Source organism: Nocardia tengchongensis (assembly GCF_054781395.1).
Genome location: NZ_BAAGUM010000004.1, coordinates 210,957 through 234,610, shown reverse-complemented (window position 1 = coordinate 234,610; position 23,654 = coordinate 210,957). Strand labels below are relative to the sequence as shown.

Below are 23,654 nucleotides of genomic sequence, written 5' to 3'. Positions count from 1 at the left end.
GGCTTTGGCTTCGGCCACTCAGAGAGGAAAGCAGTGAGCGAGGAAACGACGCGGATCGGTCGGCGACTGGCCGACAATCCGATCGCGATTGTCGGCATGTCGAGCCTGTTCCCGATGGCCCGCAATCACCGGGACTACTGGCAGAACATCGTCGACGGCCTGGACTGCACCACCGAGGTCCCCGAATCCCGGTGGAAGGTCTCCGACTACTACGACCCGAACCCCGACGCCCCCGACAAGACCTACTCCCGGCGCGGCGCGTTCCTGCCGGACGTCGACTTCGATCCGCTGGAATTCGGTGTGCCGCCCAACCAGCTCGACGTCACCAGCACCATGCAGACGCTGAGCCTGATGGTCGCGCGAGACCTGTTGCGCGACACCGGCGCCGACGCCGCCGAGTGGTATCGGCCCGCCCGCACCGGCGTGGTGCTCGGCACCACCGGCCCGGTGCCGCTCATGCACCCGCTGGCCGCGCGACTGTCGACCCCCGTGCTCAAGGAGGTCGTGCAGGCCGCGGGCCTGACCGCCGCCGACGCCGACGAGATCGCCGACCGCTACGTGCGCGCCTTCGCGCCGTGGGAGGAGAACTCCTTCCCCGGGTTCCTGGCCAATGTAGTGGCCGGGCGCATCGCCAACCGGCTCGACCTCGGTGGCCTGAACTGCACCGTGGACGCCGCGTGCGCCGCCTCGCTGTCGGCCATGCGCGTGGCCATCGCGGAGCTGGTCGACGGCCGCGCCGACATGATGATCACCGGCGGAGTCGACACCGAGAACACCATTTTCGTGTACATGTCCTTCGGCAAGGTCGGCGCGCTGTCCAAGTCCGATCGGATCAGCCCGTTCGCCGACAACGCCGACGGGACGCTGCTCGGCGAGGGCATCGGCATGCTGGCGCTGCGCCGGCTGGCCGACGCCGAACGCGACGGCAACCGGATCTACGCGGTGATCCGCGGACTGGGCTCCTCCAGCGACGGACGTGCCAACAGCATCTACGCCCCGCGTGCCGAGGGCCAGCGCATCGCGCTCGACCGCGCCTACGAGGACGCCGACTGCTCCCCGGCGTCGGTGGAACTGTTCGAGGCGCACGCCACCGGCACCGCCGTCGGCGACCGCACCGAACTGACCGCTCTGCGGGAGCTGTTGGCCGACAATGCCGCCCCGCTGCACGGCGCGGCCCTGGGTAGTGTGAAGTCCCAGATCGGGCACACCAAGGGCGCCGCGGGCACCGCCAGCGTCATGAAGCTGTCACTGGCGCTGTACCACAAGGTGTTTCCGCCGACCATCAATGTGGACCGGCCCAACAGCGGAATCGACTTCGACTCCGCGCCGTTCTACGTGAACACCAAACTGCGCCCGTGGATCCGCGATCCGCGCCGAGCGGTGCGCCGGGCGGCCGCCTCGGCGATGGGCTTCGGCGGCACCAACTTCCACATGGTGCTCGAGGAGTACGACGGCGACCGGTCGGTGGTGCGCAATCTGCACCGCACCGCGCGGGCCCACCTGTGGCACGCGCCGGATCCGGCCGCGCTGCTGGAACTTCTGAACTCGGGTGCGCCCGCTCTCGACGGCGGCCCCGTCCCCGCCTCGCACGCCCGCGTGGGATTCGTTGCGGCCGATGACAATACCGAGGCGCGCCTGCGCGCGGTGGTGGTCGAGCGACTGTCCGCCGACCTCGACGCCGAGCAGTGGTCGCTGCCGCAGGGCGTCTACTTCCGCCGGCAGGCGCCCGACGGCGTGAAGATCGGCGCGCTGTTCGCCGGGCAGGGCAGCCAGTACCTGGACATGGGCCTGGAAGCCGTGGTCAACGTCCCCATGGTGGCCGACGCCTTCGACGCCGCCAATGCCGCCTTCCCCGGGGCGGATCCGGGTCTGGCCGCGGCGGTGTTCCCGCCGCCGATCTTCGATCCGGAACTGCGGCAGCGTCAGGAGTCCACGCTGCGCCGCACCGAATACGCCCAGCCCGCCATCGGCGCGCTGGCGGCCGGGCAGTTCCGCTTCCTGCGCGAACTGGGCCTGCGCTGTGACGGCCTGCTCGGCCACAGCTTCGGCGAGCTGACCGCGCTGTGGGCCGCCGACGCCCTGACCGCCGCCGAGTACTTCCGGCTGGCCGCCGCGCGCGGTGCGGCGATGGCGCCGGTGGCCGGCAGTGCCGACGCCGGGGCCATGGCCGCCGTCGCGGCCACCCGCGACGTGGTCGAGAAGCTGCTCGCCGAGACGCCGGATGTGCTGGTGTGCAACCACAACGCGCCCGAACAGGTGGTCGTGGGCGGTGGCACCGAGGTCGTCGAGGCACTGCTCACCGAGTGCGCGAGCCAGGGGATCACCGCGCGCCGGCTGCCGGTCTCCGCGGCCTTCCACACCCCCTACGTCGGGCACGCTGTCGAGCACTTCCGTGCCGCGCTGGACACGGTGCAGATCGGCGCGCCCGCGGTGCCGGTCTACGCGAACAGCCCGGGCGCGGTGTACGCGGCGGACGCCGCGGCCAATGCCGACACCCTGGCCCAGCAGCTGCTGCGCCCGGTGGAATTCGTCGAGGCGGTGCGCGCCATGCACGCCGACGGGGTCACCGTGTTCGTGGAGTTCGGCCCCAAACAGGTGCTCACCGGCCTGGTTCGGACCATCCTGGCCGACACCGACATCATCGCCGTGCCCACCGACAGCGGCCCGCTCGGCGACTCCGACCTCGCGCTGAAGCAGGCGGCGGTGCAGCTGGCGGTGCTCGGTGTCGAGCTCGACGGCATCAACCGCTACGACGCCCCGGCACTGCCGGAACCGGACCGCAAGGGCATGACCGTGAGCCTGTCGGCTCCCGAACACATCTCTCCCGCCCGGCGCGCCGCCTACCGGGACGGACTCACCGACGGCTTCCGCGTCTCGGCGCTCGCCACCCCGTCCGCATCCGCTCCCGAGGCCGCACCGGCCCCGGCCTACAGCAATGGGGCTGTGGCACACCACATTCAGGAGGAGAACCCGATGACCGTCCACCCGCAGGCCCGGAACCGATCCGAGGACGACCCGGCCGCCCAGCACCTGGCGCTGCACTCGCGCTACCTGGACAGCCAGCTGAACGTGGCCGAGACCCTGGTCGGCCTGATCGCCCAGCACGGGCTCGACGACCCGAACCTGCCGCACGTCATCGCGTCGGTGCGCGATCAGAGCGTCGCCATCGGACACGCGCACGAGCGGGCCGCCGAGGTGCTGGCGCGACTGGCCGAGCTGGAATCCGGTGTCGCCCCGGCCCTCTGGAGCGAGCCCGTCGAGTACCGGCCCGCGCCGGTGGCTCCTGCGCCCCTGGCACCCCGGCAGCTGACCGCAGCCGCCGCCATCACTCCCGCCCCGGCCACGGTCGCCGCGGTGGCTCCCGTCGCACCGGCTCCCGTGCCCGCCGCCGCTCCTGCCCCGGTCGTCGCGCCGGAACCGGTTGTCGTGCAGCCGACTCCGGCTGCCGCGGCCGAGCCCGCCGCGAACGGTCACGCCCTCGACGCCGCGGCGGTGCGCGCCGCGCTGGTCGAGGTGGTCGCCGACAAGACCGGCTACCCGACCGACCTGATCGACCCGGCCATGGACCTGGAGGCCGACCTCGGCGTCGACTCCATCAAGCGGGTCCAGGTGCTCGGCGTGGTGCAGGAGCGCTTCCCCGACCTGCCGGTCATCGGCCCCGAAGTACTCGGTGAATTGCGAACTCTCGATCAGATGGTGGACGTGCTGGTCGGAGAGGCGGGTGGTGTCGACCCAAAAGCACCGTCGCCGACCACTGAGCCGAGCTCGGAGGTCGGACCGGCACCCACGCTGCGGCACCGGGTCGCGCTCGTCGACCTGCCCGCCATCGACGTCATGGACGCACCGTTCCGTGCCGCACCCGTCGCGGTCGTCGCGGACCACGGTGGCGTCGATGCCACGAAAATCGTTGCGGGCATGGAACAACGAGGCTGGACCGTGCGACGCGTCGATCTCTCCGATGCCGCCGACGCGGCGTCGGCGGAGCAGTCGATCAGCGCTGTCCTGGCTGCTCCGGTCGATCTCGTCCTGGCCATGGCCGACGGCGAGCCGACGTGGGCCGGTGCGGAAGCCGCGCTGACCGCGACGATCCTGCTCGCCAAACATGCGCGGCCGGCACTGACCGGCGCCGAGGGCCGCGCGGCGTTCCTCACCCTGACCCGGCTCGACGGCGGGCTGGGTCACCTCGGTACGGCGGCTCCGGCCGCCGGGCTGGTCGCGGGAGTCGGCGGCGTGGTCAAAACCCTTGCCGCCGAGGCCCCGCGGCTGTTCTGCCGGGCCGTGGACGTGCACCCGGACGTGGACGACGCGCAGCTCGTCGCCGCCGTCCTGGCCGAACTCGACGACGCGGCCGTGGATACCCTCGAGGTCGGCGTCGACCTCGACGGGACCCGGCGCACCGTCGTCCCGGGCCGCTACCCCCACCCGGTGGACGCGGTGGCGATCGGACCCGAGACGAACGCTGACCCCACCCTCGAATTCGATGACGTGTTCGTGGTGACCGGCGGTGCGCGCGGCGTCACCGCCCTCTGTGTGGCGGCGCTGGCCGAAACCTGTCCGGCGGAGTTCCTGCTACTGGGCCGCACCGAGCTCAACGAGGAGCCGGAATGGGCGGCCGGCGTGGTCGACGCCGAACTGCGCGCCGCGGTGATCGAGCGGCTGCGCGCCGGGGGAGAGCGACCCGCACCGCGCGAGATCGCCCGCCTGCACGGCGAATTGGTCGCGGCCCGCGAGATTCGCGGCACCCTCGACCGGCTGCACGCGGCCGGAGCCCGGGCCACCTACCTCGCCGTGGACGTGACCGACGCCGCCGCGGTGCGGGCCGCCCTGGCCGATCGCCCGGTGACCGGCATCGTGCACGGGGCGGGCGTGCTCGCCGACGCGCTGTTGCCGGACAAGACGATCGAGCAGATCGATCGGGTCTTCGCGCCGAAACTGCGCGGCCTGGCCGCGGTGCTCGACGCCGTGGACGCCGAGCGGCTGCGGCACCTGGTGGTGTTCACCTCCGTCGCCGGTCTGCTCGGCAACCCGGGGCAAGCCGACTATGCCGCCGCCAACGAGGCCCTGGCCCGGTTCGTCGCGAGCTGGCGGCACCGGCACCCCGAACGGCACGGCATCGCGATCGACTGGGCGGCCTGGGACGGCGGCATGGTGACCGCCGAACTGCGCGCCCTGTTCACCGAGCGCGGCGTGCCGCTGCTCGATCCGGCCACGGGCGCACGGGCATTCGCCAACGAGTTCGCCGCGGCCCACCGCGACGACACCCGGATTCTGATCGGGGCGGCCACCGCCCTGGGCGGATCCGAGCTGGTACCCGCGCCGGGCCGGATCGCCCGCCGGGAACTGGCTGCGTTGCGCCACGATCAGGTCATCGCCGATCACCGGATCGGCGCGCAGGCGGTGCTGCCGGCGACTTTCGGTCTGGGCTGGCTGATCGATGTCGCGGAGCGGGCACACCCCGGGCTGCGCGTGGCGCGGGTCAGGGGCTTCCAGGTCAACAAGGGGATCGTGTTCGACGACGGACCGGATATTCCACGCTGGGTGGAACTTTCGGACTCCCGAGTCGACGGCGACAGCGTCATCGTGGACGCCGCCGCCCGTGGCGACAGCGGCCGGACCCTGCCCATCTCGCACTACACGGCCACCCTGGAATTGGCAGCCGCGCCGCGCACCGCACCCGTGCGGCCGCCGCACCCGTCCGGTATCGGCGCGCAGGACGGCGAGTCCATCTACACCAGCGCCACCCAGTTCCACGGTCCTCGACTCCAAGGTCTGCGGCAGGTCCTCGAATTCACCGATGAGCGTCTGGTCGTGCGCTGCCGCCTGACCGATACCCCGGTGGCGCACGGGGCTTTCGCGGGCAGTCTGCACAGCCCCGTGTTGGCGGACCTGCTGTTGCAGGGCCCGTCGGTGCTCGGTGGCCGGCTGCTCGGGCAGGCCTGCCTGCCCCTGGCCATCGGCACGGCCGAGTACTACGCGCCGCTGCCCGGCGACACCGACTTCCTCCTGACCGTGGACGGGATTCGCCGAAACGCCAACGGCATCACCGCAACCGCCACGGCCACCGGCACAGACGGCCGGGTGCTGATGCGATTCGACGAGCTGGTGTTCGTGGCGACACCGGCCATGGCAGCCAAATTCGCCGAATCGGTGGCGAACTGGCGGACGGAGACTGCGCAGTGAACACCGCCGAACTCGATTTCGTCGGCGAGCCCTTCGACGCGCTCGCCCTGACAACCCAAGCAACGCCGCCGCCCGCACCGGTGCGCGCTGCCACCGCTACTCTGCCCACTGCGGCTGACGCGGTCCGACCGGTTGCGCCCGCGCCGGAGGGCGTCGCGAGCCTGGTGCGCGACCTGCGGTTCGCCATGGTCCGGGCGCACGAGCAGGTGCTGCGGGCACAAACTGCCATGCAGCTCAGGGCATTTCATGCACCGGGCGCACTGGTGACGGGCCCGCCCGCGAGCGCGCCGACCCCGCGTGCGGACACCACGGGCACCCGGGTGGACACCGAGGCACGGTTCAAACCGCTGGCCCGCACCACCGTCACCGACCTCGACCACACCGGACTGGCGAACCTCGCCGCCGGTGACATCGCTGCGGTGTTCGGCGACCGCTACGCCCAGGACGGTGCGAATCCCGAAATTCGCGTCGGCGGGACCTCGCTCGCGGCCGTGCACGGCTTGGATGTGTACGGCGGGGCTCGGGGCAGAGGCGGATTGACCGCGCTGCTGCGCCCGTCCGCCTCCGATGACACGACGCTCGACCACGATGCGGTGGTCGAAGCCGTCGTCGAGGCCGCGCAGATCCTGGCCCTGCATGCGGGCCTGCACCTGTGCCTCGTCGATGCCACCTTCGAGCGGAGCGCGCCGGGACTGCCGGAGCAGCCCGTCGTGCTCGATTGCGAGCCCCTGGCATCCGGTGAGATCGACCTCGTCGTGGAGGTCACCGAGATCGACCTGGTGCCCCGGCCGTATCTGCGGGTGGACGCGCAGGTTTCGGCGGCGGGCGCCGTGCTCGGCTGGGTGCGCGGCGTGACCGTCGCGGTGGTCGAGAAGCCGGGCGTCCCGATCGGTCCCGAGCTCGGCGGCGTCCCCGCCCGCTGGCTGGGCCGCGTCGGCCGCTTCGGCGAGCGCGCGCTGCTGAGCGAATTCCATCTCGCGCACATGTGCCGCGGCGATCAGGGCATCGGCATGGGCCCGGAGTTCAGCGGCAACAGCGACCGCAAGGCCACCCGCCCGCCGGACGGCGGACTGCTGCTGGTGGACCGGTTCATGGAGATGACCGGCACCCGCGGCAAGCTCGACAGTGGTTCGCACCGCACCGAATACGATTCGCCGGCCGATTCCTGGTACTACCTCGACACGGCCAACGCCTCCATGCCGAACTGCGTCTACATGGAGACCTCCCTGCAGGCCGCGCTGCTGCTGGGCTATTATCTCGGACCCACCCTCGACGATCCCGACGCCACGGTCAGCCTGCGCAATCTGGGCGGGACGGCCACGGTGTTGCGGGAGGTGGATCTGCGCGACAAGACCATCGTCGAGCACTCGCAGCTGTTGTCCACCTCGCCGGTGCCGGGTTCGACGCTGCAGAACTTCGCCTACACGATGACCGTCGACGGCGAGCCCTTCTATTCGGGCGACACGCTTTTCGGCTACTTCAGCGATGCCGCCATGGCCAACCAGACCGGCCTGGACGCCGGCCGCCACGTCCCGACCTGGCTCGACAGTCAGGACGGCGCGCCCGCGACCCGGGTCATCGACGTCGCCGCCCGCCGCGCCGACCCGGCCGCCCGCCTGGTCTCGCGCGGCCACCTGGCCCTGCTCGATCAGGTGCGGGTGGTGGACGGCGGCGGTCGGTACGGGCAGGGCTATCTGCACGCCGTGCAGCCGATCGACCCGTCGCACTGGGTCTTCGCGCGGCACTTCCGCTACGACCCGGTGATCCCGGGTTCCTTCGGCATCGAGTCCTGCGTGCAGGCCATGCAGGAATGGATGCTGGACAGCGGTTTCGCCGACGGCGTCGACAATCCGGGGTTCGTGCTGCCCGCCGGGCTGCCGTTCACCTGGAAATACCGCGGCCAATTCCTGCCCACCGACGGGCAGTACACCCTCGAGGTGCATGTGAAGCGCGTCGAGCAGCGGCCCGGCCGGGTCCGCGTGGTCGGCGAGGCCAGCATGTGGAAACCCGGCCTGCGCATCTACGAACTCAGCGATATCGCAGTCGAACTGCGTGCGGAAGGAGCGCTGCCATGGTGAGCGCCACACCCACCCGAATGGCCGCCGACGTGGCGGGCGTGCAGGCCGCGCTACTGCGCCTGGAGGACCCGTTCTTCCTGGTGCGCACCGAATCCGGGCTCGCGGCGACCAACGATCCGGCGGCGGCGCGCACCGCGCAGGTGCTCGCGGCCGTCCCGGCCGGGCGACCGGAAGTGCTGGGGGACGAGGCCTTCCGCCGCGCCCACGGCGTCCGCCAGGCCTACATGGCCGGCGCGATGGCCAACGGCATCGCCTCGGCGCGCATGGTGATCGCTCTGGCCCGCGAAGGCATCCTGGCCTCCTTCGGCGCGGCGGGCGTGCTGCCGGCGCGCGTCGACAACGCGCTGGCCGAGATTCGCCGCGAAGCGCCCGGTATGCCCTTCGCCTGCAACCTGATTCACAGTCCCAGCGAGCTCGCCATGGAACGCGCCACGGTGGATCTGTGCCTGCGCCATCAGGTTCGGTGCATCGAGGCATCGGCATTCATGAGCCTGACCCCGCAGGTGGTGCACTATCGGCTCGCGGGTCTGACGCTGCGGGCCGGCCGGGTGGTCGCCGAGAACAAGGTGATCGCCAAGGTGTCGCGGCTCGAGGTCGCCGAACTGTTCCTGCGGCCCGCGCCCGAACCGATGGTCCGGGACCTGGTCGCGGCCGGTCTGATCACCGCCGAACAGGCCGAGCTGGCCCGGCGGGTGCCGATGGCCGACGACATCACCGCCGAGGCCGATTCCGGCGGGCACACCGACCGCCGGCCACTGACCGTGCTGGTGCCTGAACTGATCGCGCTGCGCGACCGCGTCCAGGCCGAGCTCGGGTATCCCGAACCGGTCCGAATCGGCGCGGCCGGCGGCATCGGCACCCCCACCGCCGCGTTCGCCGCCCTGTCCCTGGGCGCCTCCTACGTGGTGACCGGCTCGATCAACCAGGCCAGTGTCGAAGCCGGACAGTCGGAATCGACCAAGCAGCTGCTGGTCACCGCGGGCAGCGCCGACTGCGCCATGGCACCCTCGGCGGACATGTTCGAGATGGGCGTCGAGGTGCAGGTCCTCAAACGCGGCACCATGTTCGCGGCGCGGGCCAAACAGCTCTACGAGATCTACCGGGCCTACGAGTCGATCGAGGCCATTCCCGCCGCCGAACGCCTGCTGCTCGAGCAGCGCACCTTCAAGCGGTCGCTCGACGACGTGTGGGCGGGCTGCGTCGGGTACTTCACCGAGCGCGATCCCGAGCAGCTCCTCCGCGCCGAGCGGGATCCGAAACGCAAGATGGCGTTGATCTTCCGCTGGTACCTGGGCTTGTCCTCGGCGTGGAGCATCACCGGGGAACCCGAGCGCGCCACCGACTACCAGGTGTGGTGCGGCCCGGCCATGGGCGCGTTCAACGCCTGGGCGGCCGGGTCGTATCTGGCCCCGGCGCGCAATCGTCAGGTGGCGGAGTTGGCCGCGCAGATCATGCGCGGCACCGCGGTCACCGCGCGGGTGGCGGCGCTGCGGCAGGCGGGCGCGCGCCTGCCGGCCGCGGCCTGCACCTATCTGCCCACTCCGCTGGAGGGATGATCATGACCGTCGTCCAGTCCGATCGGCCGCCCACCGCGCACCACGACTGGGTGCTGTGCGGCGGCTGCGGACAGATGCTGTACCGCAAGCGCTTCGAGCTCGCCGGCCAGGTGTGCCCGGCCTGCGGCTTCCACGCTCCGCTGACCGCGACCGAACGCCTCGGCGCACTGTGCGACGCGGGCTCGGTGCGGGTGCTGGAGCTCGCCGTCACCGGCACCGATCCCTTGGGCTTCACTGATACCAAGCCGTACGCGCAGCGGTTGCGCGCGGCCCAGGCGCACACCGGATCGGCGGAGGCGGTCGTCTGCGCCCGCGGCGAGATCAGTGGCTTCGCCGTGGTGCTGGCGGTCATGGACTTCCGTTTCCTCGGCGGCAGTCTGGGCACCGCGGTCGGTGAGGCCATCACCCGGGCCGCCGAAATCGCCCTGGCCGAACGCACTCCGCTGATCCTGGTCACCGCCTCGGGCGGGGCCCGCATGCAGGAGGGCATCCTCGCGCTCATGCAGATGGCCAAGACCAGCCAGGCCCTCGGGCAATTGGACGAGGCGGGCATCCTCACCGTCGGCCTGATCACCGACCCCACCTTCGGCGGCGTCGCGGCGTCCTTCGCCACCCTGCCCGACGTCATCATCGCCGAACCGGGTGCGCGACTGGGCTTCGCCGGTCGCCGGGTGATCGAGCAGACCATCGGCCAGAGCCTGCCGCCGGAATTCCAGACCGCGGAATTCCTGCTCGAACACGGTGTCGTGGACATGATCACGCCCCGCGCCGAGCTTCCGGCCACCCTGACCCGGCTGCTGTCGGCGGCCGCGCGCCGCCCGGATCCGCAGCCGCGCCCCGCGTCCCGGACGCTGGTCGCCGAGGTCGCTCGCCTGCCCGAGCGCGACGCCTGGGAATGCGTGCGCGCCGCGCGCCGCTTCGGCCGCCCCACCACCCTCGACTATGTCGGGCTGGTCGTCGACGACTTCGTCGAACTGCACGGTGACAGAGCCGCGGCCGACTGCCCGGCGATCGTGGCCGGACTGGGCCGCCTGGCCGGGATTCCGCTCGTCGTCATCGGCACCCAGAAGGGCCGCAGCACAACCGAACTGGCCAAACGCAACTTCGGGATGCCCAACCCGTCCGGCTATCGCAAGGCCGCCCGCGTCATGCGGCTGGCCGCCAAACTCGGGCTGCCCGTACTCACCCTGATCGACACCGCGGGCGCCTACCCGGGCATCGAGGCCGAGGAGCAGGCGCAGGCGGTCGCGATCGCCGAGAACCTGCGCCTGATGGCGAGCCTGCCGATACCGGTGGTCGCGGTGATCACCGGCGAGGGCGGCAGCGGCGGCGCGCTCGCCCTGGCCGTCGCCGACCGAGTGCTCATGTCCGCCAACGCCGTGTACTCGGTGATCAGCGCCGAAGGCTGCGCCTCGATCCTGTGGAAGACCCCGGCCGAAGCGCCCCGGGCCGCCGCCGCGCTCCGCGTCGACGCCCGCTCGCTGCTGGAACTCGGTGTCATCGACGGCGTGATCGAGGAGCCCGGCGCGGGCGCGGAGACCGACCTGCTCGCCGCGGCCGAACAGCTGCGCTCGGCGGTCGTCGAATGCCTCGACGACCTGCTCCCGCAGGACCAGATGAGCCTGATCACCGCGCGCCACGCGCGATTCCGCCGCTTCGGCGCCGACAGCGCCGTGCTCGCCGACCTCTCGGCCGAGCAGCCCCGTTTCCTGGAAAGGGATGTGTGATGACCCCGCCGATCCTCGACACCGCCGCTACCGTCACCGTGCTGGCCGACAGCGTGCTCGCGGTGGCCGCGCGGGCGGACCGCCCACCACTGTCGATCCGGGTGGCGGCGGGCGAGTTCCAGATCGAGGTGACCTGGGCTGGGCTCCCCGACGCGTCGGATGGCGTGGCCCGGGAACCGATCGCCACCTCGAACGGCCACGTCGTCAACGCCGCCCTGAATTCCGGTATGACCGCGGACTCCGCCATCGCTCGGACCGAATCCGGCGCTGCGGACAGTGATTCCGACACCTTCCCGCTGACCGCCTCGATGGTCGGCGTCTTCTACCACGCGTCCGAACCGGGCGCCGATCCCTTCGTCACCGTCGGCGCGACCGTCGTGCGCGGGCAGCAGATCGGCATCATCGAGGCGATGAAGCTGATGGTCCCGATCCAGGCGGAGCGGGCCGGCGTGGTGGAGCAGATCCTGGTGCCCGACGCCACCGCGGTCGAATTCGGCCAGCCGCTGCTGCTGGTGCGCGAGGCCGGACGATGATCACCTCGGTTCTCATCGCCAACCGCGGCGAGATCGCGTTGCGGGTCGCCCGCACCTGCCGCGAACTGGGCCTGCGCTCGATCGCGGTCTACACCACCGCCGACGCCGACAGCGCCGTGGTGCGCTTCGCCGACCAGGCGATCCGGATCGGGGCCGGACCGGCCAAGTCCAGCTATCTGCACATTCCCGCGCTGATCGAGGCCGCCCGCATGTCCGGCGCGGACGCCGTCCACCCGGGCTACGGCTTCCTCTCCGAGGACCCGGATTTCGCGGAAGTGTGTGCGGCCGAAGGGCTCACCTTCATCGGCTGCCCGGCCAAGGTGATGACCGAACTCGGCGACAAGGCCCGCGCCCGGGCCACCATGCTGGACGCCGGCCTGCCGCTGCTGCCCGGCAGCCGCGACCCGATCACCGACCCGGACGCGGCCGCCGCGTTCGCCACCGAGATCGGCTACCCGGTGATCGTCAAGGCGGTCGCAGGCGGCGGCGGGCGTGGCATGGCGGTGGTGCGCGATCCGGCCGAGTTCCCCGAGGCCTTCGCCCGCACCCGCGCCACCGCGCTCGCGGTCTTCGGTGACGGCCGGCTCTACGTCGAGCGCTACCTGGAATCGGCTCGGCACGTGGAGATCCAGGTACTGGCCGACACGCACGGGACCGTCGTGCACCTCGGCGCGCGGGACTGTTCGCTGCAACGCCGCCATCAGAAACTGGTGGAGGAATCGCCCGCGCCCGGTATTCCCGCCGAGGTGCTCGAGAATATGGGCGCGATGGCGGTGCGCGGTGCGCTCGCCTCCGGCTATGTCGGTGCGGGCACCTTCGAATTCCTGCTCGATCCCGCCGATCACCGCTTCTACTTCATGGAAGTGAATTGCCGTCTGCAGGTGGAGCATCCGGTCACCGAGATGGTGACCGGCATCGATCTGGTGCACGAGCAGATTCGCATTGCCGCGGGCGAGGAGCTCGGCTACGGCCAGGACGACGTCGCGCCGCAAGGCGTCGCGCTGGAATGCCGGATCAATGCCGAGGATCCGGCCCGCGACTTCGCGCCCACCCCCGGTGAACTGACCGAATGCGACCTGCCCGGCGGCCCGTTCGTGCGGGTCGACAGTCACGCCCGCCTCGGCTATCGCGTTCCCGCGCTCTACGATTCGCTGCTGGCGAAGGTGATCGTGTGGGCGCCGGATCGGGTCACGGCCATCGCGCGCATGCGCCGGGCGCTGGCCGAACTCCGGATGGGCGGACCCGCGGTCTCGACGACCGCCGACTTCGTGGACGGTCTCATCGATCACGAGCGGTTCCGGGAGGTCCGCCACGACACCGCCATGGTCGCTTCGCTCGGTTCCTAGCGTCCGCCTCGACGAAAACGTCCGGCTCGCCTCGACATCGAGGCGAGCCGGACATTTGTGTGCCGGCAGGTAGAGGGAGACCTACCGGCTGTCCCGCACCCACTCGGCGAAGCGCGCCCCGAGGGCCGGGCTGTCCTTGATCCAGGCGAAGTGATCCAGGTTCTCGATGCCCGAGCCCGGCTCCAGGTGCCACCGGGTGAGCTCGGCCCGCTTCAGCCGCCGGGCCAGGTGATCCACCGTCGACTTGGGGCCCAGCGGATCGGATTCGAAAGACACCATGAGCGTGCGCAGCGGCGAAACACCCAGCAGACGATCGTAATTGAGCTTCGACCCCGCAGGCTGGTAACGGCCGGTCAGGGCGTGCCAGGACCAGTCGGCCATGACGCCGCCCGCCATCGGGCCGCCCATCACCTTGCCGCCCGGCCAGACGCCGCGCAGCCGCGACACCACGCCGACGTACTGGCTGCCGTAGAGCACCGAGGCCCAGCGCCTCAGCTCGAACGCCCGCCAGAACACGACGCCGGTGGCGATGGTGATCACGCCCGCCAGCCGGTCCGGGTGCGCCGCGCCGTACAGCAGCGACAGCTGCCCGCCCAGACTGTGGCCCACGAGATAGATCGGGGCCTCCGGGAAACGCTCCTGCAGCGCATCGAGAATCGCGGGCAGATCCGCCTCGAGCAGCTGGCGGTAGCCGTGGTTGGCGGCCTCGCCCAGCGGCGGGGTGCTCTCACCCTGCGCGCGCAGATCGACTGTCGCCGCGGACAATCCGGCCGCGTGCAGCGACTTGGCGAGGGGGAGGTAGAACTTCGCCTTCATGGCGATCGCGGGCAGCACCAGCAGCACCGGCGCGGTGGGGTCGGCCGCCGGCAGTACCCGCAGCACGAACGAGACAGACTCGGAGACATCGGATTTCGGCACCGTCACCGAGACCGCTTCGAGGGTGGAGAACTCGGAGGGGCGCTTCTCGCCGGAGACCGGGGTCTGGCTGGGAGTGGACATGTCTGTGCTCCTGGATCAGGCGGACGCGGTCTCGCGGGTGGCGAGCTTGGTGACGTACTGGAACGAGACCTTGCCCACGAGCACGTCCTTGTCGTCGTAGAGCATCGCCCGGGTGTCCACGTCGAACTTGCCCGGTTCGGTGCGCTCGGCGATGGCGCGGATGTCGCGCGGATCCACGGTGCCGATGGCGCGGATGCGGCCCACGGCGGGCTTGAAGAACGCGGCGTGCGAGTCGCGCACCACCATCCACTCGACCTCACCGAGGTCGGGGGCGGCCGCGCCGACGAAGGCCACCGCGCAGGCGATGTCGGCGGCCAGGTACAGCGCGGCCGCGTGCACGGTCTTCACGTGGTTGCGCAGGTCCGCGTTGTCGGGCACGACGGCCAGCGCGTGGTCGGCGTCGAGCTCGGTGACCTGGACGCCGGCGAAGACACCGAACGGCACCGCCGCATTGGCGATCTCGGCGAGCTCGGCGTAATCGGGGTCCTTGGTGGCGAATGGCACGAACGGCGCGAAGGCGCGGTCGAAGAACGACGTCTCGGTCATGTTTCCTGTCCCAACTGCGTCGAATCGAGGGGTCTGGCATCAGCTTGCAATTCGCAGTATGTCGGGGTGCGGAGGCCGGGACACGGCCTAATTGTGAGGTCCTATCGCCACCGGCAGAAGTGTGGAACATTGCTGTTCGGGCAGGTTATCCGCCGGTAGTATCAGTGTCGGCCCGGCCGTCTCTCGCTATTCCTCAGAATCCAGTCCCGCCCGGGCGCAGGCGGTGGGAAGATGCGGACGTGGAGCAAACCGCCTCCGTGACAGTCGAGGTGCGATCGTCCTCGACGCTTTCGCCGCGTGATGCCTTCGAGCAGTGGGAAGCCCTGATGGCAGATGCCATCGTTCCCTCAGCGATATCGCCGCTACACGACGGGTGCTGGAACGGCAAGATCACCAGCACCCAGTTCGATCGCGTGTCGGTGGCGCTCATGCGCGCCAGCGCACAACAGGTGAATCGGACTCAACGGATGGTGTCGCGGTCGCAAGGGGAGTACCTGCTCGCCAATATCGTGCTGGAAGGGACGAACTGGACAGAGCAGCAGGGGCGGACCGCGGAGTCCGTCGCCGGGTCGATCGCCTTCTACGACAGCGCGCAGCCGCTGTTGAGCCGCACCACCGACAACGCCATGTCGACCCTGCTGCGCGCGCCGCTGCAGCCGGTGCTCGACTACGCGGGGCTGGCCCGCGACGAATTGCCGTTCGCCGTCCCCATTCCGGCCGACGGCGCGATGGGGGTGGTCACCCGGTTCTTCCGCGATATGGCCGATCTCTCCAACGAGGAAGCCGAGCGCGCGAATGTCGCATTCGACGGGCAGACCACCGGAATGCTGGCCTCGGCCTTGCTGCTCGCCGTCGGGAAAGCCTCACCCGCCCCGGCCGATTCGCTCTACACCCGCCAGCAGATGATGGCCTACCTACGAAAACGGTTCACCGACCCGGATCTCACCGTCGACGAGATCGCCCGCGCCTGCCTGGTCTCGCGGCGCACCCTGTTCCGCATGTGCGAGGGGCTCGGCGGCCCGGGCGCACTGATCCGGCGCATGCGCATCGAACACGCACGGCGCCAACTGCGGTCGGAGCCGACACGATCGCTCAACTCGATCGCGGCCGCGTCGGGGTTCGCCTCCGATCGCCACTTCTATCGCGCCTTCCAGCTCGAAACCGGCATGACCCCGGGCGAATTCCGCTCCCAGTTCGCCGTCGCTGCCTCCGGCGCCCGCCGCGTGACCCGGCAACTACCCGGCTAGGACAACAGCTGACCGTGCTCGAGCGCCTCGAGGGGCGGACTGGTGTAGCGCGGTGCGCGATAGTGGAAGTCGAAGTTGGCGCGCACGTAGCGGCGATAATCCTCCAGGGTGTGCATGATGTCGGCGCGGGTCTGCCCGGCGATGCCGAGCACGTCGAGCTCTTCGGCCAGCGCCTCCTCCAGATGACCGATGCGCACGATGCAGTCGGTCAGCAACTCGTTCACCACCCGCAGCGCGTGCGCCCGGGTGCAGCCGAAGTGATACTCGGCCAACAGGACCGCGTTGTAGGCGTAGCCGACGGCCTCGTCGGCGGGCAGCGAATGGACGTCGTTGATCAGTCCCATGTGCTCGGTCACCGCCGCGCGCAACGTCTTCAACGCGGGCAGCTGCCGCACCGCGTCGGGTAGATCTATGCCGTACGTGATTTCGCTCAGATCGAGCAGCATGTAGATCGCGACCGAGATCTGCCGATGGGTGCGATACTCGTCCAGTTTCGGCAGGTCCCGCGTGATGGTGCGCACGCTTTCGGTGTAATAGCTCCACCACCATTCCTGGATCTCGGCGCGGACCATGCGCTGCCAGGGCAGTGAGCGGCCGAGGCAGAGTCGGCGCCACAGATCCTGAAATGCGGTGGCCAGCACGCCGGACGGCGTTTCGTCGAGCTGAAATCCGGTTTCCAGGCGCTGAATGGTGCTCAGGCAGCGCCGCGGATCCGGCATCTCGATATCGAACTGGTCGTCCACTATGAAGGCCCACGCCGTGAATTCCGAGAGCAGCGCCAGTGATTCGACATCGGCGCGCGGGCACCACATCGAGTACATCTCGACCGGGCGCGAACCCGCGACCCGGCGTCTGGACAACTCCTCGGGGACGAGGTCCTGGCTCACCAGCCATTCCCACATCTTGGATTCGGCCGCTCCGGCTCGGGGATTGGTTCCTTCCGGCGGGTACGGCATGTAGAAATCGGGAAGAATGATTCGCTCGGAAACCATGGGGCACAGCTCCTTCGGCGAGCGTGAATTCGCCTGGCCTCATCCGCCGGCCCTCGGGGTCGAGCCGGCTCCCCGCCATCCGTTCACGCCCGATTAGTCCAGTATCTCCCAACTCGACCTGGGACACGCGCGAATTCGGCGCACTGGAAGAATCAGTTGAACGAGCAAGTTCGCGCGTGGGAGAGGCGGCGATGGAGGAGTTCGTTACCGGCGGGGTACCGGGGGAGGGGCTGCTCAATGCGCCCACCTTCGGCTCGGTATTGCGGCGGATTCGAGACGCTCGGGGAGTGTCGCGGGAGCGGCTCGCATTCAACTCGGGGGTCAGTGCCAGCTATGTGAACCACCTCGAGAAGGGCGAGCGGGAACGGCCCACCCGGGAGGTGGTGACGGCCCTGATGCGGTATCTGGACCGGCTGTCCCCGCTGGCCCCGGAGGAATTCCGGCAACTGTCAGATCTGGCCGGAATCGATCCGGTGAAACAGCCGACGACCGTCGATCTGCGCGCCGATCTGGGCCGCGGCATCCCCAAGGCGCTGGCGCTGTACGAACCGCACCTGGCCGCCTACGTCGACACCCGGCTCAACATCCTGATGTGGAACGACAGCTTCGCCGCGGGCTTCCCCGGCCTCCCCGAGGACGGCAACCTTTTGCACTGGATGCTCGGGGATCCGCGCGCGCGGGTCGCCATGGTCGAGTGGGAGCGGGAGCTGCGGATCTCCATCCAGTGGCTGCACGGATACATCGCCCAGCACGGCGACACCAGCTGGTTCGGGGATCTGCTGCAGGACCTGAGCCGGTTTCCGCTGTTCCTGGAGATCTGGTCGGACACCACCGCCCGCTACGAGCGCACCCGGCCGGTCATTCAGCTGTGCGACGACGCGGGGCGTAAGACCCAGATCATCGGGCAGCTGTTCAACGTCAACAGCACCGCGTATCCGGGGCGTATGCAGATCTTCATCGGCCTGCGGACCAACGGTCAGGCGTAGGGATCGGTGATGTCGCGCAGCTGCGCGAGGGCTTCGCGGAGGTTGCGCATGCGGCGTTCTCCGAGGTGGTCGGCCCACTCCCGCTCGACGGCGGCGGCGACCTCGTTGGAGTGGTCGGCGAGTGCGCGGCCGCGGCGGGTCAGCCGGACCAGGCGGGCGCGGCCGTCGCGCGGGTCGGGGGTGCGCTCGACGTAACCCGCACGTTCGAGCTGATCGACCAGGAATCCGGCCGTCTGCTTCGTGACCTGCGCTTGCTGGGCCAGCTCGGTGATCCGGGAGCCCGCCGGGGCGATCCGCGCCGCGAGCCTGCCCTGCGCCACGCTGATGTCGCCGTACCCGGCCTCGGCGAGCGCGGCGAAGATGCGCTCCTCCATGGCCCGGTAGGCGATGAACATGAGCAGGCCGGCATTCAGCTCCGGACCGGACATCCCACTCCTTGACTTGGTAAGAGAAGCTGACGATAATAGTCAGTGTATCTGACTAATCATAGTCCCCGGGGATTGCCATGGACCGTGAGAACAGTTGGCGGATCATCGAACAGCAGCGTCGCGCCATCGCCGGACTGCTCGCTGATCTGACACCCACCGAATGGGAAACGCCGTCGCTGTGCGCCGGCTGGCGAGTCCACGAGGTCGCCGCGCACATCGCGGTGACGCCCGATCCGCCCTCGCCCGGCGACCTGCTGCGCACGATGGTGCGCGCCCGCGGCGACTACAACCGCATGATCGACGATCTGACCGTGCGGCACGCGCGGCGGCCGCCGGCGGAACTGGTGCGGCAGATCCGCGACAATGCCGCCTCGCGGCGGCTGCCGAAACTGACGAACTATCGAAACATCCTGTTCGACACCATCGTTCACGGCCAGGACATCGCGATCCCGCTCGGCCGGATCATCGAGGTCGATCCCCGAGCCGCGGCGGCGGGCGCCGATACGGCCGCGGCATCGGGCTGGCCGGTGTGGGATCGCCACCGGCTGGACGGAATTCGGCTCAGCGCCACCGACATCGACTGGACGCACGGCAGCGGCAGCGAGATCCGCGGACCGATCCTCGCCCTGCTGCTCCTGGTCACCGGCCGCACCGCGGCGCTGGATCGGGTTGCCGGAGAGGGCATTCCGCGACTCGCTCGGCAGCTGGCCTGACCGATCGGCCGTCGTACCGGCCCGGCGCGGAGGGGACTGCGGGCCGGTACGACGGGCCTGCGGCTAGCGGGTGAGCAGTCGGCGAATCCAACCGCCGCCGTTGGTGTCCTGGTGGCCCGGGCACCACTGATCGGCCGGGACGGACGCCCGCACCTGCGCGACGTGGGCGCCGCAGCCCGACCAGGTGGTCTTGCCGCAGGTCCGGCATCGGGTGGGTCGGCACATGGTTTCGGTTCCTCCGTGGTGTCAGGCGGGGGCTTCGCCGGATTCGATGGCGTCGGCGAACTCGCAGAACGCCTCGTAGGCGCGGGCGCCGTGAATGGTGGCCGGGCCACCGTGCATGAGGAACGTGACGCCGATGGCCTCCGCCGCCTCCTGCCTGGTGGCTCCCGCACGCGCTGCGGCCTGACCGTGCGAGGCGATGCAGCCGTCGCAGCCCTCGACCACGCCGATGGCCAGCGCGATGAGCTCCTTGGTCTTGCGGTCCAGTGCGCCCGGCGCGAAGGCTGCCTTGCTGAGTTCGCCGAAACCCTTGTACACCTCGGGAATCGCGCGCCGCAGCTCGCGGTGCAGCGGGGACAGCTCGTTCAGGACCGCCTTGCCGTGCGGCGAGGCCTGGGTGGTGTCGGTCAGTGCGGACATGGCTACTCCTTCGGGCTACTTCGCGGATACCCCTTGGGGTATATCCACCACGGTAGCATACCCCCAGGGGTATCTATATGGGCGTCGTCACCTGCCGAAACCCGGACACGGGGTTGATCAGTTCAGTCCGAGGACCACCGCGTTGCCGTCGTGATCACCGGTCGAGGCGGTGTCGGTGTTGTAGGTGTTGCCCAGCGTCAACACTCCGAGATCGGTCGCGCCCTTGCTCAGCAGCGCCGCGCGCAGATTGCCGCGCGCCTGCGCGAACGACACGTAGCCGTGGGTGATCACCTCGAACTTCTCCCGGCTGAACGCCGCCGACCACACGAATCCGCCGCCCGTCAGTGGAGCCGGACCGAAAACCCGTCCGTGGTCGTTGGTTTCGACCGCGGTGGCGTCGGAGAACGCCGAATCGCTGCCGTCCGGCGGCTGCTGCGCGTAAAGCTGCCCGTTGATCCGGCCCTGATAGCCGGTGCTGTGCAGCCACTGCACCGGAAACCCCGCCGCGGAGAGTCGATTCGTCAATGCCGTGGTGGCGGCATCGGCGGTCGCCGAGGTCCGATCGACGAACACCACGTTGACCGGCTCGTAGAGCGACTTCCCCTGATACTGCTGCCCGAGCCAGTTCGCCACGTTCCCGTCCGACCGCAGCATCCACACGCCGATCGACCCGTAGGGCGTCGACACGCTGGTCGTGGCGGTCGGCGGCGTCCCGGCCGAGGTCTGCGAGGTTCCGGTGGGCAGATCCGAGGATCCGGTGGGCAGCGCGGACGCCCCCGGCGACACCATCGCCACGGCCGCGGCGGTCACCGCCACCACCGCCAATCGAACGGCCCGGACTCGAATCATGGAGCGAGAGAACATGTTCACCTTTCACCGACGATCCACAGGTCATAGCAGAGATCACCGCCCCGGAACCCCCATACCGGCATTTCGGTCCACGCCACTCCGCTGCGGGGTCGACGACGCGATGGCGGCGATGGACCCGCTACCATCCACCCGAGCCCCGCTGCGGACATCGTCGCTGTTCCGCTGACGCCCCCCGCAGCCGACGGCATGCCCGATCACCCGATCAGCCCGAGGAGCAATCATGTGTCAACCGACCCCCTGCCAGACCTGCGGCAAGACCACCTGGGCCGGCTGCGGCGACCACATCGACCAGGTCAAGGCCGTGGTCCCGGCCGACCAGTGGTGCGACGGCGAGCACACCAACTAGTCCGGCCGCGCGGGCGGTCCGGCCTCCGAACAGGAAGGTGAGAGCGTGCGGATCTACATCACGAGTGTGTTCGTCGACGACCAGCAGAAGGCGCTCGACTTCTATACCGGGGTGCTCGGGTTCACCACGAAGCACGATGTCGATCTGGGCGCGGCGCGCTGGCTGACGGTGGTGTCGCCCGAGGATCCCGCGGGCGCGGAGCTGCTGCTCGAACCGGACGGGCATCCGGCGGTCAAGCCGTACAAGGACGCACTGGTGGGCGACGGGATTCCGGCGGCCTCGTTCCAGGTGGCGGACGTGTACGGCGAGTACGAGCGGCTGCGTGGGCTCGGCGTGCGGTTCACCCAGCAGCCGATGGAGGCGGGGCCGGTGACCACCGCGGTCTTCGACGACACCTGCGGGAACCTGATCCAGCTCGTCACCCCGGCATAGCGCCGACCGCGGGTTCGCCGAACAGGACGGCCTCCATCAGGCCGATCACCCACTGGCGGGGATGGATTCGCTCGTCGTCGCCGAAGACGCGGGCGTAGTCCACCACCAGGCCGAGGGCGGCGTGCACGAGAACGGCCGCCGCGGCGGGGGTGAGGCCGGGGCGGACCCGAGTGAGCAGCGCCGCCCATTCGGTGACGACCATGCGCTGCACCACCCGCAGGGTCGCGCGCTCGTCGTCGGGGACGTGGCCGAACTCGGCGAAGTAGACGAAGATCAGCTCACGTTCGTCGAAGGCCCCCGCCACGTACATGTCGACCAGTTTGGCCAAAGCCTCGGTGGGACCGGCGGATTCGGCCAGGGTGGGGCCGATCACGGCCGACATACGGTCGGCGGCCCGGCGGAACGCGGCATTGAGCAGATCTCCCTTGCCGCGGTAGTAGCGGTACACCGCCGAGGTCGAGGGCAGGCCCGCGGCGACCGCGATGTCCTCGACACTGACATTCGGGTAGCCGCGTTCGTAGAACAGTCGTACCGCCCGCTGCAAGAGCAGTTCGTGTTTGAGCGTGGGCGGCGTCTCCACCGCGCGCGGGGCGGGCGGCGGCTGCGCCGGCTCGGGCAGATCCGCCCCTATCAGCGCCCAGCAGGCCGTATTCAGCAGGACGGCAAGGGATTTCGAGGCGAGCGGGACCCGGTGATCGCCGAGGCAGCTCACGGTGCTGAAGACGCCGACGGCCCGCACGGCCCGCTCGCGCGCGGACAGGCCGGGCCGCACCGCACCGATCAACGCGCTGAGCTCGGACAGCGCCGTCGCGAAATGCTGGTCCACCGTGCGCTTGTCGGGCGCGTCGAGGTAGCGGTGCTCCCAGCGGGCCAGCCCCACGGTGGTCCGATTGGCGATGGTCTCGGCGATGATGCCGTCGATGGCGTACCCGAGCCGCCGCCGCGCCGGCCAGCCGGCGGCCACCTCGGGCAGGCTCACCGCCGCCACGGTCACCTCCCCGAGCCGTAGCAGCTCACCCGCGAACAGCGCGTACTTGCTCGGGTAGTGCCGGTAGAGCGCGGTGGAGGTGATGCCGAGCCGGGCCGCGATGTCCTCCATGCTGACCCGGTGGTAGCCGAGCGAGGCGAATTCGGCCGCCGACACCGCCGCGATCTGGGCCCGCCGGTTCTTGGGCCGTCGCCGGACCGCCCGCGCACCCGGTTCGGGGGCGGGCGTCCTCGCCGGGTTCACGACTGCGGCTGCTGCGCCAGCGGCGAATTCACCTTGTTCACCAGCCACCGGTCGCCGGATCGTTCCAGCCGCATCACCATCGACAGCTGGCCGGGCGCCGGCTTGCCCTGGGTGCCGAGACTGGTGATGGTCTGCCCGATCACCACGATCGCCTCGGCGGAGTCGCGGTCGGCATTGCGGACCGCGCACTGCACGTCGGTGGCCTTGGACACCACCTGGCCCTGGGTCAGCACATCCCGCAATTCCTTGCTGGTGGCGTCGAACTGCTTGCGCCAGTCGCCGGTCGCGTCCTTCTCGACGGCGGTGAAGTAGGCGTCGAGGTTCTTGGCGTCATAGGTGGCCAGCAGCGGGGCATAGGCGCAGGCGGCGGCGCGGGCCTGCTCCTGGGCGGCGAGCAGATCCCGATCGTGCCCGTCGTGGCGGTAGAGGTAGATGCTCGAGCCGAGGGAGGCGGCGAGCGCGAGCACCGCGGCGGCCCCGACCGCGATCCGGGCCCGCGCGCCCAGGGCGGGCAGCGCCGGAGCGCGCAGGCGCGACTTCCACCCGCGCCCAACCGTTTCCGGCTTGGCCGGGCTGGTTTCGGCGGCCGCGAGTTCGGCATCACGGTCGGCGGTGAGGTCGGCGGTGAGGTCGGCGGCGGTGAGCGCGGTGTCTGTGGTGTGGTCGGTGCCGGTGCCGGTGGTGGCGTCGGCGTCGGTGGCGCGGTCGCCGATCACATCCGCGCCGGCAGCGATATCGGCCGTGGTGTCCGGCATCTCGGCCGGGGTCTGCTCGATGGTGTTGTCGCTCATGGGAAGTCTCC

Annotated in this window: 20 protein-coding genes; 11 read left to right on the top strand and 9 right to left on the bottom strand. The window is 70.3% G+C overall.

Going from position 1 to position 23,654, the window contains the following annotated elements; all coding sequences use genetic code 11:
• The first annotated feature begins 33 nt into the window (after positions 1 to 33).
• Genes ACYVKL_RS06240 through ACYVKL_RS06215 form a run of 6 tightly spaced genes read left to right on the top strand, consistent with a single transcriptional unit; the run spans position 34 to position 13,420 of the window.
• The gene (locus ACYVKL_RS06240; protein WP_379169050.1) at positions 34 to 6,180 is read left to right on the top strand and encodes an SDR family NAD(P)-dependent oxidoreductase; all 6,147 of its coding nucleotides are present in this window, start codon (positions 34 to 36) and stop codon (positions 6,178 to 6,180) included.
• Positions 6,177 to 8,258 (top strand): hotdog family protein, encoded by a 2,082-nt coding sequence (locus ACYVKL_RS06235; protein WP_379169048.1) that lies wholly within the window; start codon positions 6,177 to 6,179, stop codon positions 8,256 to 8,258. The genes ACYVKL_RS06240 and ACYVKL_RS06235 overlap by 4 nt, the downstream gene beginning before the upstream one ends.
• A complete protein-coding gene (locus tag ACYVKL_RS06230; protein WP_379169046.1) occupies positions 8,252 to 9,814 on the top strand; it encodes a PfaD family polyunsaturated fatty acid/polyketide biosynthesis protein in 1,563 nt (520 codons plus the stop codon). The genes ACYVKL_RS06235 and ACYVKL_RS06230 overlap by 7 nt, the downstream gene beginning before the upstream one ends.
• 2 nt (positions 9,815 to 9,816) lie before the next feature.
• Positions 9,817 to 11,541, top strand: coding sequence for an acetyl-CoA carboxylase, carboxyltransferase subunit beta (accD, locus tag ACYVKL_RS06225; RefSeq protein WP_379169044.1), 1,725 nt, complete (start codon positions 9,817 to 9,819; stop codon positions 11,539 to 11,541).
• Entirely contained in the window at positions 11,541 to 12,074 is a 534-nt protein-coding gene (locus ACYVKL_RS06220) for an acetyl-CoA carboxylase biotin carboxyl carrier protein (RefSeq protein ID WP_379169042.1), read from the top strand. The genes accD and ACYVKL_RS06220 overlap by 1 nt, the downstream gene beginning before the upstream one ends.
• Positions 12,071 to 13,420 carry an acetyl-CoA carboxylase biotin carboxylase subunit gene (locus ACYVKL_RS06215; protein WP_379169040.1) on the top strand — a complete coding sequence of 450 codons (1,350 nt, stop codon included), beginning with the start codon at positions 12,071 to 12,073 and terminating at the stop codon, positions 13,418 to 13,420. Before ACYVKL_RS06220 ends, ACYVKL_RS06215 begins: the two co-directional genes overlap by 4 nt.
• An 81-nt stretch (positions 13,421 to 13,501) precedes the next feature.
• Here ACYVKL_RS06215 and ACYVKL_RS06210 read toward each other — a convergent pair whose 3' ends face one another.
• Positions 13,502 to 14,419: an alpha/beta hydrolase family protein gene (locus ACYVKL_RS06210; protein ID WP_379169038.1), complete on the bottom strand. Its 918-nt coding sequence runs from the start codon at positions 14,417 to 14,419 to the stop codon at positions 13,502 to 13,504.
• A 15-nt stretch (positions 14,420 to 14,434) separates the two neighbouring features.
• A complete protein-coding gene (locus ACYVKL_RS06205; protein WP_379169036.1) occupies positions 14,435 to 14,965 on the bottom strand; it encodes a DUF4442 domain-containing protein in 531 nt (176 codons plus the stop codon).
• Positions 14,966 to 15,204: 239 nt separating this feature from the next.
• Between ACYVKL_RS06205 and ACYVKL_RS06200 the strand changes: the two genes are divergently transcribed.
• Positions 15,205 to 16,212, top strand: a complete 1,008-nt coding sequence (locus tag ACYVKL_RS06200; protein WP_379169034.1) for an AraC family transcriptional regulator — start codon at positions 15,205 to 15,207, stop codon at positions 16,210 to 16,212.
• Here the strand turns inward: ACYVKL_RS06200 and ACYVKL_RS06195 are convergent.
• A complete protein-coding gene (locus ACYVKL_RS06195; RefSeq protein WP_379169032.1) occupies positions 16,209 to 17,204 on the bottom strand; it encodes a terpene synthase family protein in 996 nt (331 codons plus the stop codon). The two genes, ACYVKL_RS06200 and ACYVKL_RS06195, sit on opposite strands and share 4 nt — an antisense overlap.
• Before the next feature lie 191 nt (positions 17,205 to 17,395).
• Here ACYVKL_RS06195 and ACYVKL_RS06190 point away from each other — a divergent pair, with 191 nt between their 5' ends.
• On the top strand, positions 17,396 to 18,190 hold the full coding sequence (locus ACYVKL_RS06190) for a helix-turn-helix domain-containing protein (protein ID WP_379169030.1): 795 nt from the start codon (positions 17,396 to 17,398) through the stop codon (positions 18,188 to 18,190).
• On the opposite strand, the gene ACYVKL_RS06185 is transcribed toward ACYVKL_RS06190, so the two are convergent.
• Positions 18,181 to 18,618, bottom strand: a complete 438-nt coding sequence (locus ACYVKL_RS06185; RefSeq protein ID WP_379169028.1) for a MarR family winged helix-turn-helix transcriptional regulator — start codon at positions 18,616 to 18,618, stop codon at positions 18,181 to 18,183. The genes ACYVKL_RS06190 and ACYVKL_RS06185 overlap by 10 nt on opposite strands.
• Before the next feature lie 77 nt (positions 18,619 to 18,695).
• On the opposite strand from ACYVKL_RS06185, the gene ACYVKL_RS06180 reads away from it, so the two are divergent.
• Positions 18,696 to 19,331 (top strand): maleylpyruvate isomerase family mycothiol-dependent enzyme, encoded by a 636-nt coding sequence (locus tag ACYVKL_RS06180; protein ID WP_379169026.1) that lies wholly within the window; start codon positions 18,696 to 18,698, stop codon positions 19,329 to 19,331.
• A gap of 63 nt (positions 19,332 to 19,394) precedes the next feature.
• On the opposite strand, the gene ACYVKL_RS06175 is transcribed toward ACYVKL_RS06180, so the two are convergent.
• From ACYVKL_RS06175 to ACYVKL_RS06165, 3 genes are all read right to left on the bottom strand, one after another.
• The gene (locus ACYVKL_RS06175; RefSeq protein ID WP_379169024.1) at positions 19,395 to 19,556 is read right to left on the bottom strand and encodes a hypothetical protein; all 162 of its coding nucleotides are present in this window, start codon (positions 19,554 to 19,556) and stop codon (positions 19,395 to 19,397) included.
• A gap of 21 nt (positions 19,557 to 19,577) precedes the next feature.
• Positions 19,578 to 19,973, bottom strand: coding sequence for a carboxymuconolactone decarboxylase family protein (locus ACYVKL_RS06170; protein WP_379169023.1), 396 nt, complete (start codon positions 19,971 to 19,973; stop codon positions 19,578 to 19,580).
• Between the two features lie 117 nt (positions 19,974 to 20,090).
• Positions 20,091 to 20,837 carry a hypothetical protein gene (locus ACYVKL_RS06165; RefSeq protein ID WP_379169021.1) on the bottom strand — a complete coding sequence of 249 codons (747 nt, stop codon included), beginning with the start codon at positions 20,835 to 20,837 and terminating at the stop codon, positions 20,091 to 20,093.
• Between the two features lie 226 nt (positions 20,838 to 21,063).
• Here ACYVKL_RS06165 and ACYVKL_RS06160 point away from each other — a divergent pair, with 226 nt between their 5' ends.
• Together ACYVKL_RS06160 and ACYVKL_RS06155 are read left to right on the top strand one after the other, a co-directional pair.
• Positions 21,064 to 21,189: a hypothetical protein gene (locus tag ACYVKL_RS06160; RefSeq protein ID WP_379169019.1), complete on the top strand. Its 126-nt coding sequence runs from the start codon at positions 21,064 to 21,066 to the stop codon at positions 21,187 to 21,189.
• 45 nt (positions 21,190 to 21,234) lie between these two features.
• Positions 21,235 to 21,621, top strand: a complete 387-nt coding sequence (locus ACYVKL_RS06155; RefSeq protein ID WP_213555996.1) for a VOC family protein — start codon at positions 21,235 to 21,237, stop codon at positions 21,619 to 21,621.
• Here ACYVKL_RS06155 and ACYVKL_RS06150 read toward each other — a convergent pair.
• Together ACYVKL_RS06150 and ACYVKL_RS06145 are read right to left on the bottom strand one after the other, a co-directional pair.
• Positions 21,608 to 22,852: a TetR/AcrR family transcriptional regulator gene (locus ACYVKL_RS06150; protein ID WP_379169017.1), complete on the bottom strand. Its 1,245-nt coding sequence runs from the start codon at positions 22,850 to 22,852 to the stop codon at positions 21,608 to 21,610. The genes ACYVKL_RS06155 and ACYVKL_RS06150 overlap by 14 nt on opposite strands.
• A complete protein-coding gene (locus ACYVKL_RS06145; RefSeq protein ID WP_379169015.1) occupies positions 22,849 to 23,643 on the bottom strand; it encodes a hypothetical protein in 795 nt (264 codons plus the stop codon). The genes ACYVKL_RS06150 and ACYVKL_RS06145 overlap by 4 nt, the downstream gene beginning before the upstream one ends.
• Between the last annotated feature and the right edge of the window lie 11 nt (positions 23,644 to 23,654).